The sequence below is a fragment of the Streptomyces asoensis genome (genome assembly GCF_013085465.1).
In the GTDB taxonomy this organism is placed as follows: domain Bacteria; phylum Actinomycetota; class Actinomycetes; order Streptomycetales; family Streptomycetaceae; genus Streptomyces; species Streptomyces cacaoi_A.
This window is the reverse complement of sequence record NZ_CP049838.1, coordinates 6,452,722-6,468,209: the sequence shown is the minus strand read 5'-3', so window position 1 is coordinate 6,468,209 and position 15,488 is coordinate 6,452,722. Positions and strand designations below refer to the sequence as shown.

The 15,488-nt window shown below is 71.5% G+C and carries 10 protein-coding genes; 5 read left to right on the top strand and 5 right to left on the bottom strand.

Annotated features, from left to right (window positions below; all coding sequences use genetic code 11):
• Positions 1-477: 477 nt before the first annotated feature.
• Both typA and G9272_RS29080 read right to left on the bottom strand, forming a co-directional pair.
• Positions 478-2,385 (bottom strand): translational GTPase TypA, encoded by a 1,908-nt coding sequence (gene typA, locus G9272_RS29085; protein ID WP_171399264.1) that lies wholly within the window; start codon positions 2,383-2,385, stop codon positions 478-480.
• A gap of 158 nt (positions 2,386-2,543) precedes the next feature.
• The gene (locus G9272_RS29080) at positions 2,544-4,787 is read right to left on the bottom strand and encodes an ABC transporter family substrate-binding protein (RefSeq protein ID WP_171399263.1); all 2,244 of its coding nucleotides are present in this window, start codon (positions 4,785-4,787) and stop codon (positions 2,544-2,546) included.
• A 318-nt stretch (positions 4,788-5,105) separates the two neighbouring features.
• Between G9272_RS29080 and G9272_RS29075 the strand changes: the two genes are divergently transcribed.
• Genes G9272_RS29075 through G9272_RS29060 form a run of 4 tightly spaced genes read left to right on the top strand, consistent with a single transcriptional unit; the run spans position 5,106 to position 8,986 of the window.
• Entirely contained in the window at positions 5,106-5,396 is a 291-nt protein-coding gene (locus G9272_RS29075; RefSeq protein ID WP_054242666.1) for a hypothetical protein, read from the top strand.
• A 34-nt stretch (positions 5,397-5,430) separates the two neighbouring features.
• Positions 5,431-6,264, top strand: coding sequence for a hypothetical protein (locus tag G9272_RS29070; RefSeq protein ID WP_171399262.1), 834 nt, complete (start codon positions 5,431-5,433; stop codon positions 6,262-6,264).
• A 17-nt stretch (positions 6,265-6,281) separates the two neighbouring features.
• Positions 6,282-8,219, top strand: a complete 1,938-nt coding sequence (locus tag G9272_RS29065) for a fumarate reductase/succinate dehydrogenase flavoprotein subunit (RefSeq protein ID WP_171399261.1) — start codon at positions 6,282-6,284, stop codon at positions 8,217-8,219.
• Positions 8,216-8,986 (top strand): succinate dehydrogenase/fumarate reductase iron-sulfur subunit, encoded by a 771-nt coding sequence (locus G9272_RS29060; protein ID WP_171399260.1) that lies wholly within the window; start codon positions 8,216-8,218, stop codon positions 8,984-8,986. Before G9272_RS29065 ends, G9272_RS29060 begins: the two co-directional genes overlap by 4 nt.
• On the opposite strand, the gene G9272_RS29055 is transcribed toward G9272_RS29060, so the two are convergent.
• Both G9272_RS29055 and G9272_RS29050 read right to left on the bottom strand, forming a co-directional pair.
• A complete protein-coding gene (locus G9272_RS29055; RefSeq protein ID WP_171399259.1) occupies positions 8,967-9,287 on the bottom strand; it encodes a hypothetical protein in 321 nt (106 codons plus the stop codon). The two genes, G9272_RS29060 and G9272_RS29055, sit on opposite strands and share 20 nt — an antisense overlap.
• Positions 9,288-9,363: 76 nt before the next feature.
• On the bottom strand, positions 9,364-10,485 hold the full coding sequence (locus tag G9272_RS29050) for a hypothetical protein (protein WP_437184383.1): 1,122 nt from the start codon (positions 10,483-10,485) through the stop codon (positions 9,364-9,366).
• A 529-nt stretch (positions 10,486-11,014) separates the two neighbouring features.
• On the opposite strand from G9272_RS29050, the gene G9272_RS29045 reads away from it, so the two are divergent.
• On the top strand, positions 11,015-12,694 hold the full coding sequence (locus G9272_RS29045; protein WP_367398561.1) for a hypothetical protein: 1,680 nt from the start codon (positions 11,015-11,017) through the stop codon (positions 12,692-12,694).
• Positions 12,695-12,750: 56 nt separating this feature from the next.
• Here G9272_RS29045 and G9272_RS29040 read toward each other — a convergent pair whose 3' ends face one another.
• On the bottom strand, positions 12,751-15,399 hold the full coding sequence (locus G9272_RS29040; RefSeq protein WP_171399258.1) for a SpoIIE family protein phosphatase: 2,649 nt from the start codon (positions 15,397-15,399) through the stop codon (positions 12,751-12,753).
• Positions 15,400-15,488 lie beyond the last annotated feature (89 nt).

The following is a 15,488-nucleotide window of genomic DNA, read 5'->3' as shown; positions in this document are numbered from 1 at the left end:
CGGGCTGGGGCGGACAGACCGGTGATGGACCGCATGGGCCGGTTGACTGGCATGGGGATCCTCCTTGTGACTCCACGTGTTCACCGACAGGAGGGGGCGCTCGTCCGACCTCCGACACCCCTGACGGAGGGTCAGACACCCCCTGGTGCTCGCGAGTCGGCGCTGTCCCCACAGCGCGAGACCCATTGACCCGAGCGTTACGCGGCTAACTATCTGGCATGCGCCATGTGCCGACCACTGTCTTTAAATCTCAATTCAGTCACAGCTGACGCCTAGATCTTCCAAAATCCGGACAAAGTCTCTGGCGCGAGAAGGCCGCGAAACGGACTTGTTACATGGGTATCGGGCGAGGATCTCCGCATTTCGGACAGAGGTCACCGTGCGGGCTCCGAAAAACGGGTTGCGAAAAGCCCGGGCATCCCCATGATGGGGACACCCGGGCTCCGGAGTGTGCTGCGGCGGTGAACTACCCGCGGATCAGCCGTGCTTGGCGCGGCTCGCGGTGCGGGCGCGATCGCGCTGGTCGAGCACGACCTTGCGGATGCGAACCGCCTCCGGGGTCACCTCGACGCACTCGTCGTCACGGCAGAACTCCAGCGACTGCTCGAGCGACAGCTTGCGCGGCGGCACGATCGCCTCGAACGAGTCGGCCGCGGCGGAGCGCATGTTGGTGAGCTTCTTCTCCTTGGTGATGTTCACGTCCATGTCGTCGGCGCGGGAGTTCTCGCCGACGATCATGCCCTCGTACACCTCGGTGCCGGGGTCGGTGAACAGCACGCCGCGCTCCTGGAGGTTCGTCATCGCAAAGGCGGTGACGGCGCCCGCGCGGTCGGCGACCAGCGAACCGTTGTTACGGGTCGTCAGGACGCCGAACCACGGCTCGTGGCCCTCGTGGATGGAGTGGGCGATGCCCGTGCCGCGCGTGCCGGTCAGGAACTCGGTCCGGAAGCCGATGAGGCCGCGGGAGGGGACGACGAACTCCAGGCGGACCCAGCCCGAGCCGTGGTTGGACATGTTGTCCATCCGGCCCTTGCGGACGCCCATGAGCTGCGTGACCGCGCCCATGTGCTCCTCGGGAACGTCGATCGTCATGCGCTCGACCGGCTCGTGGACCTTGCCGTCGATCTCCTGGGTGACCACCTGGGGCTTGCCGATGGTCAGCTCGAAGCCCTCACGGCGCATCTGCTCGACCAGGATGGCCAGCGCCAGCTCGCCGCGGCCCTGCACCTCCCAGGCGTCGGGACGCTCGGTGTCCAGGACGCGGAGCGAGACGTTGCCGACCAGCTCGCGGTCCAGGCGGTCCTTGACCTGACGGGCGGTGACCTTGCGGTCCTTGACCGCGGCCTTGGCCGAGGCACCCTTGCCGGTGCCGCCGCGGCCGACCAGCGGCGAGGTGTTCGTACCGATGGTCATGGAGATCGCCGGCTCGTCGACCGTGATCAGCGGGAGCGCGATCGGGTTCTCGGGGTCGGCGAGGGTCTCACCGATCATGATGTCCGGGATACCGGCCACGGCACAGATGTCACCGGGGCCCGCCATCTCGGCCGGCTTGCGGGTGAGCGCCTCGGTCATCAGCAGCTCGGTGATGCGCACGTTGGACAGGGTGCCGTCGCGCTTGATCCAGGTGACCGTCTGGCCCTTGCGCAGCTCGCCCTGCTCGACGCGTAGCAGCGCGATACGGCCGAGGAAGTTGTCGGCGTCCAGGTTGGTGACGTGCGCCTGGAGCGGAGCCTCCTCGTCGTACTCCGGAGCCGGGACGTGGGACAGGATCGTGGAGAAGAACGGCTCCAGGCTGTCGCTGTCCTGCGGGACCGTGCCGTCCTCCGGCTTGGTCAGCGAGGCGACGCCGTCACGCGCACACGCGTAGACGATCGGGAACTCGATCTGGTCCTCGTCGGCGTCCAGGTCCAGGAAGAGGTCGTACGTCTCGTTGACGACCTCGTCGATCCGGGAGTCCGCCCGGTCGGTCTTGTTGATGCACAGGATGACGGGCAGACGCTGCTGGAGCGCCTTGCGCAGCACGAAGCGGGTCTGCGGCAGCGGACCCTCGGAGGCGTCCACCAGCAGCACGACGGCATCGACCATCGACAGGCCGCGCTCCACCTCGCCGCCGAAGTCGGCGTGACCGGGGGTGTCGATGATGTTGATGGTGATGACGTCCCCCCCGTCCTTGGGGTGGTACTTCACCGCCGTGTTCTTGGCGAGGATCGTGATGCCCTTCTCACGCTCCAGGTCGTTCGAGTCCATCATGCGGTCGTCGAGCGACTCGGCGGCGTGCGCGGCGAAGGCGCCGGCCTGCTTGAGCATGGCGTCGACCAGAGTCGTCTTGCCGTGGTCGACGTGGGCGACGATGGCTACGTTGCGAATGTCGTGGCGCGTGGCCATAAAGCGGCGTTCTCCCGGAGTGTGAGGGCGACCCTGCTGCGTACGTGTTACGCGGGCCCTGCCGGGCTTGACACGCCACGGCCTCACCCCATGGTACGTGGCCCGGCGGGGGACGGCCCCCGCAGGGCCACTCGGCTCACTTCGAGCTCACCGCGCGCTCACTTCTCGGAGGGGCTCGCGGAGGCCTTCGCCCCCTTCTTGGCACCCTTCTTCAGGAAGCCCATGTCCTCGTAGACGGGGGTCTGGAAGCCGAAGGCACCCGCGTTGACCACGTTCTTCCGTACCGCGGTGAGCTGGGGGCGCTGATAGAGAGGAATCGATCCGGCAGCCGCCCAGATACGGGAGTCGGCCTTGCGGATCAGGGACCGCTTCTCTCCGTCGTCCAGGGTCGAGACCGCTCGTTCGAACAACTGATCGACCTGGTCGGTGCCGATCCGGGTGTAGTTCTGCTCGACGCTCAGCGAGCCGTCGGCGGCCGGCACCGGCTTGGCGTAGATCGGCCGGGCGTCGGTGGCGGGGAAGGCGGACGCGGGCCAGGAGTACAGCGCGAGGTCGTACTGACCGGAGGCGATGTGGTCCTTGAAGTAGCTCTCGTCCGAGACCTTGGTGATGTCCGTGCCGATGCCGACCTTCGCCAGCATCCTCGTGATCCGCGCGGCGACCGCCGCCAGCGGCTCCGACCCCGGGCCGGACGGCAGCACGAACCGCAGGCTGAGCGCCTTGCCGTCCTTGGCCAGCGCCTTGGCCGGGGCGCCGGCCGGCGCGGCGGTGCCCTTCGGGGCGTAGGCGCCGGGGGCGCCGCCCTGGTGCACCTGCTTGAACTGCTTGCCGTCCTGGGCGAGCTGCCGGGGGCCGTCGTCGTCCCTCCCCGCGCTCTCCCCCTTCGTGACGTCCCGCTTCTCCTCGTGGTCCGTCCCGGCCCGAGCCTTGTCGTCCGCACCGACGATGTACGTGCCGTCGCCGTCCGCGGAGTCGTCGTCGGAGTCGCTCTCCTTGCTGCCCGCCTTCTTCCCCTCCGACCCGGCCGCCTTCTCGCCCTTCTCCTGCTTCTTGACCGGGCCTCCGGGCACCCACCCGGCATCCGCGAGCAGCGCCTGCGCCTCGGTGGTGTCCTGGCCGCCCAGCGCCCCGCTGTTGTCGGCGTACGCGTCCTGCCCGGCCAGGGCCAGATGGCTGCCGACCGGCTCCGCGGGCAGACCCAGCGGCTTCAGCACGACCTCGGCCAGTTCCCTGCGGTCCAGCGCGCGGGCGACGGCCCGCCGCACCCGCTCGTCCGCCAGCAGTCCGTCCGCGCCGTTCAGCGCCAGCTGCGTGTACGCCGGCTCCAGCGATCTGCGCACCTCGAAGTCGCGCAGCGCCTCCTGCTGCTGTTCCCACTTCGCGATCGCCTTGCTCAGCTCGGTGCGGGCCTCGACCTCGTCCTCGGCCGTGTCCTCGTCCGAACCGTGGGCGAGCGCCCAGGACCGCAGCGCCTTCGCGGCGGTGCGCCCGGAGCCGGGACCGGCGAGCGGTCCGGCCGTGCCGTTCGCGGCGCCGTCGATGCGCTGCACCGTGGCCGGGTCGATCTCGGCCAGATCGATCTTCCCTTCGGCCAGCGCGGACGCCCGCTCGTCCCTCGGGACGGCCGTCAGCACGATCTCGGAGAGCTTGGCCGGCCGGCCCCACCAGCGGGTGTTGCGGGTGAGGCGCACCTGGTCCTTCTTGCGGTCGACCTTCTTCACCACGAACGGCCCGGCGGTCACCTTCAGCTTGCGGCGCGCCGCGTCGTTGAACGCGTCGGGCGTGCCCATGACGTCCTTCGGGTACAGCGGGGAGAACAGCGACCGCCAGTCGGCGTAGGTCCGCTTGAAGGTGACCCGGACCTCCAGGTCGTTGGCCCCGCGCTCGATCTTCTCGATGCGCTCGTAGCCGGCGTTGCGGGCGGTCCAGTAGGCGCTGTCCTTGCCCGCCAGGGCCCGCCACTGGGCGGCGAAGTCGGCGGCGCCGATCTCCCGGCCGTCGCTCCAGACGGCCTGCTGGTTCAGCTTGTACAGGACGACCTGTTTGGGCTCGGTGTCGACGACCTTCGCGGACTCCAGGTAGTCGGAGTCGCGCTGCGGGCGCCCGGTCGCGTCGAGCCGGTACATCGAGGGCAGGACGGCCTGGGCGACCCGGGTGGTCGTGGCGTCGGCATCCGACTGGAAGGTGTTGAAGGTGTCCGGCACCGCGTCCACGGCCCAGCGCAGTGTGCCGCCCTCGGCGACCTGGGCACGGCCGGCCGGGGCGATGTCCTGGCGGGCCAGGGGCTTGCCTGCCTCGTCCGCGGACCCGCAGCCGGACAGCAGGGGCACCGCGAGCGCGCCCGCGGTGAGGAAGGCGACCGAGCGCATGACCGCGCGCGGGCCGACGCCGTCGTGGGACATCTCTGGTACCTCCGGTGAGCCGCTGCCGCCGGTGACCCGAACACCCCGGAAACCTGGACGCGAATCCATCGACGCGGGTGCGTTTTGATCACGTTTGGCGGTATTTTGGAGTTGATCAGATCTATTGCTCACTGAAGAGGAAAGGGTTCGCCTGCCGTGGGCGACACGGCGGCAGGGCCTTCCAAGGCCACTCGTGCGGAGCAACGCACCCGCCAATCGCTGCACACGCCTTCACATCGACCGGTGTGACGCGCAACACTCGCAGGCGCATGAACGTTGCCGTCCAGGGCCCAGCCCATACGGAAGCGAGGACTGCTCATGTCCGTGCACGACGACCTGACAACGGCCCAGCGCTGCCTCGACGACCTCTCCCGGTCCGTCGGACGCCTGGAGCAGCAGCTCGGCAGCACCGGCCTGGAGATGCGCCGGGTCCGTGCCGACGCCGACCATCTGAGGGAGAGCGTCGCGCTGCTGCGCGAGGCCGCCTCCCAGCCCGGCTCGTCGCGCAGGCCCGAGCTCGTCACCATCCCCGACACCCCGTACGACGACTCCCTGTGGATCGACACGGACGACGAGGGACTCGGCGCCCGGGGCCGGCACGCCCCCTGACCGGCACGCCCCCTGACCCGACCGGAGTCCTGAGTTGGCCACTGGTACGGAACCCTCACCCACAGACCACCGTCCCCCGAGCGGCGTACGCGGCGCCGGACGCGCCGCGATCGCCGCTCCCCATCTGCGGACCGACCGCTGGTGGCTGGCCCCCGCGGCGACCGCCGCCGGCCTGCTGGCGTTCGTCGTCTACTCGACCTGGCGGGCCTTCGCGAACGCGGACTACTACGCGGCGCCGTACGTCTCCCCGCTCTTCTCCCCGTGTCTGGCGGAGAACTGCCAGACCATGCGGTCCGGCCCCAACTGGGACCTGTTCGGCAGCTGGTGGAGCCTGTCCCCCGCGATCATCATCCTGATCTTCCCGCTCGGCTTCCGCCTGACCTGCTACTACTACCGCAAGGCCTACTACCGCGGCTTCTGGGCGTCGCCGCCCGCCTGCGCGGTGGCCGAGCCCCACAAGAAGTACACCGGCGAGACCCGCTTCCCGCTGATCCTCCAGAACGTCCACCGGTACTTCTTCTACGCCGCGATCGTCGTCGCCGGGATCCTGACGTACGACACCGCGCTCGCCTTCCGCGACGAGCACTACGCGTGGGGTCACATGGGCCTCGGAACCCTGGTCTTCCTGGTCAACATCGTGCTGATCTGGGCGTACACGATCTCCTGCCACTCCTGCCGGCACATCGTCGGCGGGCAGCTGAAGCACTTCTCCCGACACCCCGTGCGCTACCGGGCCTGGCGGTTCGTGGGGAAGCTCAACGCCCATCACATGCTGCTGGCATGGGTGTCGCTGGTGAGCGTGTCGCTCGCCGACCTCTACGTGTATCTCGTCGCGTCCGGTGCCTTCGACGATCCGAGGTTTTTCTAGATGAGTGGGGCCTGCTGATGTCCGTGGTCGACCGCCAGGAGTGGGACGTCGTCGTGGTCGGCGCGGGAGGCGCCGGACTGCGAGCCGCCATCGAGGCGCGCGAACGCGGCGCCCGCACCGCCGTCATCTGCAAGTCGCTGTTCGGCAAGGCGCACACGGTGATGGCCGAGGGCGGCATCGCGGCGGCGATGGCCAACGCCAACGAGCACGACAACTGGCAGGTCCACTTCCGCGACACCCTGCGCGGCGGCAAGTTCCTCAACCAGTGGCGGATGGCCGAGCTGCACGCCCAGGAGGCCCCGGACCGGGTGTGGGAGCTGGAGACCTGGGGCGCCCTCTTCGACCGCACCAAGGACGGCCGGATCTCCCAGCGCAACTTCGGCGGCCACGAGTACCCGCGCCTCGCGCACGTCGGCGACCGTACGGGCCTGGAACTGATCCGCACGCTCCAGCAGAAGATCGTCTCGCTCCAGCAGGAGGACCACCGCGAGACCGGCGACTACGAGTCCCGGCTGAAGGTCTTCCAGGAGTGCACGGTCACCCGCGTCCTCAAGGACGGTTCACGCGTGAGCGGGGTCTTCGCCTACGAGCGCGAGACCGGCCGGTTCTTCGTCCTCCAGGCGCCCGCCGTGGTGATCGCGACGGGCGGCATCGGCAAGTCCTTCAAGGTCACGTCGAACTCGTGGGAGTACACGGGCGACGGCCACGCGCTGGCCCTGCTCGCCGGTGCGCCGTTGCTCAACATGGAGTTCGTGCAGTTCCACCCGACGGGCATGGTCTGGCCGCCGTCGGTGAAGGGCATCCTCGTCACCGAGTCGGTGCGCGGCGACGGCGGGGTGCTCAGGAACTCCGAGGGCAAGCGGTTCATGTTCGACTACGTCCCGGACGTCTTCAAGGAGAAGTACGCCGAGTCGGAGGAGGAGGGCGACCGCTGGTACGAGGACCCGGACCACAACCGGCGCCCGCCGGAGCTGCTCCCGCGTGACGAGGTGGCCCGCGCGATCAATTCGGAGGTGAAGGCCGGCCGCGGCTCCCCGCACGGCGGGGTCTTCCTGGACGTGTCGACGCGGATGCCCGCCGAGGTCATCAAGCGCCGGCTGCCCTCCATGTACCACCAGTTCAAGGAGCTGGCCGACGTCGACATCACGGCGGAGGCCATGGAGGTCGGACCGACCTGTCACTACGTGATGGGCGGTATCGCGGTCGACTCCGAGTCGGCGGCGGCCCGCGGGGTGCCGGGACTGTTCGCGGCCGGCGAGGTGGCCGGCGGTATGCACGGCTCCAACCGGCTCGGCGGCAACTCCCTCTCCGACCTGCTGGTGTTCGGCCGCCGGGCCGGACTGCACGCGGCGCAGTACACCGCCGGGGCGGGTGCGGGACGCCCGGAAGTGGACGACGAGCAGGTCGACGCGGCGGCCGCGGAGGCGCTGCGACCGTTCTCCGCGGAGGGCCCCGGGGACCAGGCGGACCACGCGCCGGAGAACCCGTACACCCTTCACCAGGAGCTCCAGCAGACCATGAACGACCTGGTCGGCATCATCCGCCGCGAGGGCGAGATGGAACACGCCCTGGAGAAGCTGGCCGAGCTGCGGGTACGGGCGTGGCGGGCCGGGGTCGAGGGGCACCGGCAGTTCAACCCCGGCTGGCACCTGGCGCTCGACCTGCGGAACATGCTGCTGGTCAGCGAGTGCGTGGCCCGGGCGGCGCTGGAACGCACCGAGTCGCGCGGCGGGCACACCCGCGAGGACCACCCGACGATGGACCGCGCGTGGCGCAACGTCAACCTGCTCTGCGCACCCGTCGAACCCACCGACGGGCCGGCGGCGACGGACCCCGTCCGCGGCCGGATCGCCCTCACCCGCGAGACCACCGAACCCATCCGCCCCGACCTGCTCGCCCTCTTCGAGAAAGAGGAGCTGGTCAAGTACCTCACCGAAGAGGAGCTGTACGAGTGAGCAGCTACGAGGCCCGCTTCCGGGTGTGGCGGGGCGACATCGAGGGCGGCGGCCTGAAGGACTTCGAGGTCGAGGTCAACGACGGTGAGGTGGTCCTTGACATCATCCACCGCCTCCAGTCCACCCAGGCGCCCGATCTCGCCGTCCGCTGGAACTGCAAGGCGGGCAAGTGCGGTTCGTGTTCCGCGGAGATCAACGGGCGGCCCCGGCTGCTGTGCATGACGCGCATGTCGGTGTTCGACCGCGCGGAGACGATCACCGTCACGCCGCTGCGCGCCTTCCCGGTGATCCGCGATCTCGTCACCGACGTCGGCTTCAACTACCAGAAGGCGAGGGAGGTCCCGGCGTTCGTGCCGCCCGAGGGGGTCGGCCCCGGCGAGTACCGGATGTTCCAGGAGGACGTGGACCGTTCGCAGGAGTTCCGCAAGTGCATCGAGTGCTTCCTGTGCCAGGACACCTGCCATGTCGTCCGCGACCACGAGGAGAACAAGACGGCGTTCGCGGGGCCCCGCTTCCTCATGCGGGTCGCCGAACTGGACATGCACCCACTGGACGCGGCCGAGGAGAGCGGCCTGGACCGCGGACGCACCGCCCAGGACGAACACGGCCTCGGCTACTGCAACATCACCAAGTGCTGCACGGACGTCTGCCCCGAGGGCATCAAGATCACGGACAACGCGCTGATCCCCCTGAAGGAACGCGCGGTCGACCGCAAGTACGACCCGCTGGTGTGGCTGGGGTCGAAGATCAGGAGGCGATCGTCGTAGGCGGCAGGGGCGGGCGGCCGGGGCGCTGGGCGAGCAGTTGGAGGGCGAGCCCCGCGAAGTTCACGCCGATGCCGAGGAACGGGAGGTAGGGATGCCGGGACGGCGTGCCGCCGAGCGGACCGAGGAACAGGAAGAAGGCCAGACCGAAGGCGATCAGCAGCAGGCTCGCGCCCCACAGCTTCGGCCGCAGGATCCTCTTCCGCCGGGTGGGCGGCAGCCAGCCCGTCGTGACGGCCGCGACGCCCGCCGCCGCCACGGCCGTGACGACGGCCGCGGCGATGCCTACCGCTGTCCAGTTCATGCCGGCCATGCTCCCAGGATCTCCGGCACCCGCAAGAGATTTGACTCGGCGATGACTCGCGTCGTCCCGGCAACGCCTACCGGACCCAGCCCTTCTCGTACGACGTCCAGTCCTGCTCGGTGGCCGCGAAGTCCACGTACGCCGCGACGCCGAAGTTCTTCCGGTCGGCGTCGGTGCGGGACAGTCCCAGCCGGACGCCTCGAACGGCGGCGGCGACGGTCTCGGCGTGGTTCCAGTGGCCGAACCGGTTCTCGTGGTAGAAGGGCAGGCCCATCAGGAGGTCGGTGGAGGCCGGGGTGACCTCCAGGGCGAGCGAGGTCTGCTGGGCCACGTAACCGCCGTACGTGCTCTCCAGCGGCTGCATGGTGTCGTACGACATCACGGCGATCTGGTCGACGCGGCGGGCGACCTGGCCGAAGAACTTCTGCGACCACCACTTGGGGTGGCCGGTGGTCGTGCCCCAGAAGGAGTGGAAGCCGGGGACCGGGTCGATCTGGTGGGCGGCGACGGAGAGTTGGGCGTTCTGCGCCCTGGTGACGGCGCGCAGGTCGTCCAGGAGGCCGAGGTAGTCGCCGTCGTCGGAGTGGAGCGGCTCGAGGTCGAAGTGGGCGCCCTGGAAGCCGGCGGCGAGGATCTCGCGGGTGGACCGCACGACCGCGGCGCGGGTCTCGGCCCGCTCCAGCCGCATGCCGTTCGGGCTCTCGCTGGCGAGGACGTCGCCGAGCCAGGCCTGGACGCGGAGCTTCGGTGCTTCTCGGTGGACGGCGGCGATGAACCGACGCGCACCCGCGTACGCGGACGCGGGGAGGGTGCCGTTGTGCTCCAGGGGGCCGGCGTGGACGTACAGGTCGCGGATGCCGGTCGCCCCGAGACGGTCGGCCAGGGCCTTGACGTCGGCATCGGTCTTGCGGCCGTCGACCCAGGCGTGGCCCAGCCAGATGGCGTCCTTGCCGCGGGTGTACGTGCCGTCGGCCGGGTCGCCCAGGTAGTTCACGCGAAGGGCCGTCTCGGCGGCGAGGACCGGGACGAGGAAGAACAGGACCAGGGCGAGGGCGGTGCGCCGCACCAGCCGTCCGCGACGCCCGCGCCGACGGACCGTCCCGGCTCCGGGATCGTCGCCGGTCCCGTTCCCCTCGGCACCATCGACGCCACCCGTTCCTCCGGCACCACCCGCAGCGCTCTCGCCGTCCGCCGCGATGGGCCCCACCGGCGCCTCGGCCGCCCCCGACTGCGGCTCTGCCTCCGGCACCCCATTGACGTCCGTCCCCGGCTTCGGGTCGGTCTCCGACTCCCCCCGCGCGCCCTTCTCCGGCTGCGGTTCGGTCTCCGATTCCCCGTTCCTGCCCGTCCCCGGCTGCGGCTCTGCCTCCGGCACCCCGTTGACGTCCGTCCCCGGCTTCGGGTCGGTCTCCGACTCCCCCCGCGCGCCCTTCTCCGGCTGCGGTTCGGTCTCCGATTCCCCGTTCCTGCCCGTCCCCGACTGCGGCTCTGCCTCCGGCACCCCGTTCGTGTCCGTCCCCGACCGCGGCGCCGCCACCGGCTCCCCCTTCGTGTCCGTCCCCGACCGCGGCTCCGCCTCCGGCACCCCGTTCACGTCCGTCTCCGTCTTCGTCCGACCCGGTGGCCGTTCCATCGCGGTTCCCCCTCGCGTGTTGTTCCGCCCCACCACCCCCGTGTCGGGTGCATCCCGGTCGCGTGGCCGTAATCGCGGCCATACGCTCCCAAATGTGACCTCTTCCTTGCTCCGGGGCCGGCCGCGGCGTGCCAAGTCGCACATATCCGTGCGGGTGGCGCATGCCGTGCTGGGCGGTGCGGTCGGGGTCGTGTGGCTGGTGTTGCCAGGGATGACGTCGGGTGGCGACGCTCCGGTTGCGATCAAGAACCCGGCGCCCGGCGCGAGCGCCGCCGCGGCCGAGGCCGACGAGAGGTCCACCGTCGACCTGGTGCTGCCGCTCGTGGCGGTCGGCGCGGCCGGGGCGATCGCCGGGTACGGGTACATACGACGCGTCCGGCGCACCCGCGTCCGGACGACTCCCGGCGGGACCGGCAGCCCACCGCCGCCGAGGTCGTCGCCGCCCCTCGCCGCCCTCGACGAGCAGGCCTGCGCGGCGCTGGTCGAGGCCGACAACCGGGTCCGGGCGGCACGCACCGAGCTCGGCTTCGCCGGGGCGCTGCGCACGGCGGAGGACCTGGAGACCGTCCGCCGGGCCGTCCGCGAGGCGGAGACCGAACTCGCCGCCGCGTTCCGGATGCGGCAGCGGTACGACGAGGGGGTGCCGACGCAGGAGGCGGCCCGCGAGCACACGCTCGCCGGGATCGTCGGACGGTGTGCGGAGGCCGGCCGGCGGCTGGACTCCGTGGCCCAAGAGTTCGGGCGGCTGCGCGGACTGGAACAGGGGCTGGGTGAGGCGTTGGGGGTCGCCGAGGGCCGGTTCCGGGAGCTGGCGGGGCGTGCGGGGGCCTCGGAAGCGGTGCTCGCCGGGCTCCGGGACCGATATGCGCCCACCGCCACCGCCTCCATCACCGGAAGCGTCGAACAGGCCAAGGACCGCCTCCTGTTCGCCACCGTCCGGCTGAACCAGGCCCGTCAGTCCGCCGATTCGGGGCAAGCGGAGCGGGCGGCCCGGCAACTGCGCGCGGCCGAGGGAGCCGTCGCCCAGGCGGCCGTCTTCGTCGAGGGCGTCGGCCGGCTGGCCGCGGAGCTGCGATCGGCCGAGCAGACCGTGCCGGCCGCCCTCACGGGCGCGGAGGCGGAGCTGGCGTGGGCCAGACGACAGACGGACCCGTCGGCACGGCAGCGGCCGGCCCCCGGACCGGCGACCCCGCCCCCGGCCGACCCCCGCCCCGACCCGAGCGCGCCCCTCGGTGCCGCCGGGGCGACCCCCGGCGGGTTCCATGTCCGGCTGGCGCACGTCGACGCCGTGCTCGGCTCCGTGCGGCAGGAGTTGACCGGGGGACAGCCCCCGGATCCGGTCGGGGTGCTGCGTCGGGTGGTGCGGGCGACCGCGCCGGTCGCCTCGGGTCGGGCCGGGGTGCTGCCGGCCGCCGCTCTGATCACCGCCCGCACCGCCACCGCCGCGGCGGCCGACTTCGTCGCGACGCACCGGGGCGCGGTCGGCGCCACCGCGCGCACCCGGCTGGCGGAGGCGGAACGGCTCCTCGCCACGGGGGACCCGGCGGACCGTCCGCCCGCCGACATCCTCGCCCTGGAGGCCCGGGAGCTGGCCGAGCGCGACGTACGCGCGCACGGGAACCCGTACGTGGGTGCCGTCGGCGCCGAAGAGACGGCCGGCACCGGCGGGGCCGTGCTCGGCGGCATCGTCCCGGCCGAGGATCCCGAGGACGGGACGCCCGCGGGCTTCGCCGGCCCGGCACGGCCCGCCGAGGCGCGGCACAGCCCCGAGTGACCGACGACCGTTCGCCGGAAAGGTCAGAACAGGCTCGGAACCTGTTCGGAACCGGTTCAGAACAGGCTCAGCAACGCCTCCGCCGGGTCCGCAAGACCCGTCTCGCCGTCCGGAAGCGGAAGTTCGAACCACACCGTCTTGCCGCGCGGGGTGCGGCGCGAGCCCCAGGCCGCCGACAGCAGGCCCACGAGCTGGAGGCCCCGGCCGCCCTCGTCGGTGTCCCGGGCGCGGCGGCGGCGCGGCTGGACGAGGCCCGCGTCCCAGACCTCGCAGACCAGCGTGCGATCGAGGAGCAGCCGGAGCCTGATCTCGCCCTCGCCGTACCGCAGGGCGTTGGTGACCAGCTCACTGACCAGCAGTTCCGTGGTGTCGACGAGGGGTTCGAGGTCCCAGGCCAGCAACTGGCCGCGGGCGTGCTCCCGGGCCCGGCCCACACTGCGCGGTTCACGCGGCAGGGTCCAGTCGCCGACCGAGTCGACGGGCAGGCCCTGCACGCGTGCCATCAGCAACGCGATGTCGTCCTCGCCGTGGTGCGAGTCGAGGGTGTTGAGGACGTGGTCGCAGACGTCCTCCAGCGGGCTGGAGGGGTCGGTGAGGGCTCCTACGAACGCGTTGAGGCCCTCGTCCAGCGGATGGTCGCGCGATTCGACCAGTCCATCCGTGTAGAGCGCCAGCAGGGCGCCTTCGGGGAGGTCGACCTCCACCTCCTCGAAGGGCTCGCCGCCCACGCCGAGCGGGAGGCCGGGTGGCACGTCGAGCATCAGCGCCGGCTCACCGGGTTCGACGAGCACCGGGGGCAGATGGCCCGCGTTGGCGAACGTGCAGCGCCGGGTCACCGAGTCGTAGACCGCGTACACGCAGGTCGCGAGGTACACCTCGGACAGGTCGGCCTCACGGGGGCGGCGGGCGGCCCGGGTGGCCTGCTGGACGCCTCCCGGGGTGCCGAGGCCGCGCGCGATCTCGTCCAGCGCGGAGAGGACCTCGGCCGGTTCCAGGTCCAGCAGCGCCAGCGTTCTGACGGCCGTGCGCAGTTCGCCCATCGCGACCGCCGCCCGCAGACCGCGGCCCATGACGTCGCCCACCACCAGCGCCGTGCGGTGGCCGGGCAGTTCGATGACGTCGAACCAGTCGCCGCCGACCTCGCTCGGACGGCCGGTGGAGGCGTTGCCCGGAAGATAGCGGCAGGCGATGTCCAGGCCCGAGGCCACCGGGTCCCCGGGCGGCAGCAGCGACCGCTGGAGTATCAGCGCCCGTTCGTGCTCCCGCCGGTACAGGCGCGCGTTGTCGATACAGACCGCCGCCCGCGCCGCCAGCTCCACGGCCAGATCGCGGTCCCGGTCACCGAACGGCTCGCTGCCCTTCGTCCGGGAGAACTGCGCGAGGCCGACGACGGTGTCGTGGGCGACCATCGGGACGGCGAGGGTGGACTGCACGAGGCCGCCCTCCTCGCCGGGGATGGCCTGCGGGCGGGCGGTGCGCAGGGCGTCCGCGCAGGGCGAGTTGAACGGGAAGTGGTGGACCGCGCCGACCGCGACGGGCGCGCCGGCGCCGGGGAAGGGGGCGTCGGAGACGGCGGAGGAGAAGGCGACCCGGCGCAGTTCGGCGCTGCCGTCGGCGAGGCCGGGCGGGGTCTCGTCGCCGGCCAGGAGGCCCTGATAGAGGTCCACGGTGGCGAGATCGCAGAAGCCGGGCACGACGACGTCGAGGAGTTCGCGCGCGGTCGTCTCCAGGTCGAGGGAGTTCCCTATGCGGGCGCCCGCCTCGTTCAGCAGGGCGAGATTGCGCCGGGCCGCGGCGGCCTCACGGGCGGCGGCGCGGCGGGCGGTGATGTCGGTGCCGAGCCAGGCGACGCCGATGGGGCGGCCGGTGCCGCTGTGCACGCGGTAGAGGTTGATCGACCAGTGCCGGCGCTCGTCGGAGCCCGGCACGAAACCGGTGACGTGCATGTCCGTGATGGAGTCGCCGGTCTCGAGGACCCTGCGCAGGGTCGCGCTGACCCGGTCGGCCTCGGGCCGGGGCAGGTAGTCGTGGACGCCCTTGCCGCGGTGGTCGTCGGGGGTGCCGCCGAAGATCGAGGCGAACCGATGGTTGGCGCGCCGGACCCGCAGGTCGGGGTCGATCAGCAGGAAGCCGAACGGGGATTGGCCGAAAATGGCCTGCGAGGCGGCGAGGTCGGTCTCGATGCTGCGGAGTGTGCGGACGTCGACGACGATGCACACGGCGGCCTTCTCACCGTCCAGGCTGCGCGTCGGCATGACGTAGACCTCGGCGAGCCCCTTCTCACCGCGGCCGCCGCCGGGCACCGGGTCCGGCATCCGGAACGGCACCACCCCGGTCCACTCCCGCCCGTCGAGGATCTCGGCCATCTTGCGCTGGCCGCGTTCGCGCAGGTCGGGGTCGATGAACGCGTCGATGGGGTCCATGCCGACGGCCCGGTCGGCGGGGATGCCGAAGATCTGCTCGGCGCGCAGGCTCCACTGGTCGACGAGGCCGTCGGGGCCGATCGAGAACGAGGCGACCTTGATGTAGTCGTAGATCGAGCCGGGCGGACTGCTCTGCCACATGGCGTCACCTGGCGTCGCCGCCTCGCCCGGGCCGTCGGCGAGGCCGTGCGCGGCGTCGGCGGCGAGCGCACCCGCGGCCTTCACCCTCGCGCCGCCCGACGGGTCCTCGGACTCCGTGGCCTTCGCTGGTATCTCGCTCACGCGAACCGTCCCCTCCAGCTCACCGCGTCCGGCACCGGTCACCGGCGGCGGCTGCCCGCAGTATCCAGCACTACGGGTCCGCACGACAC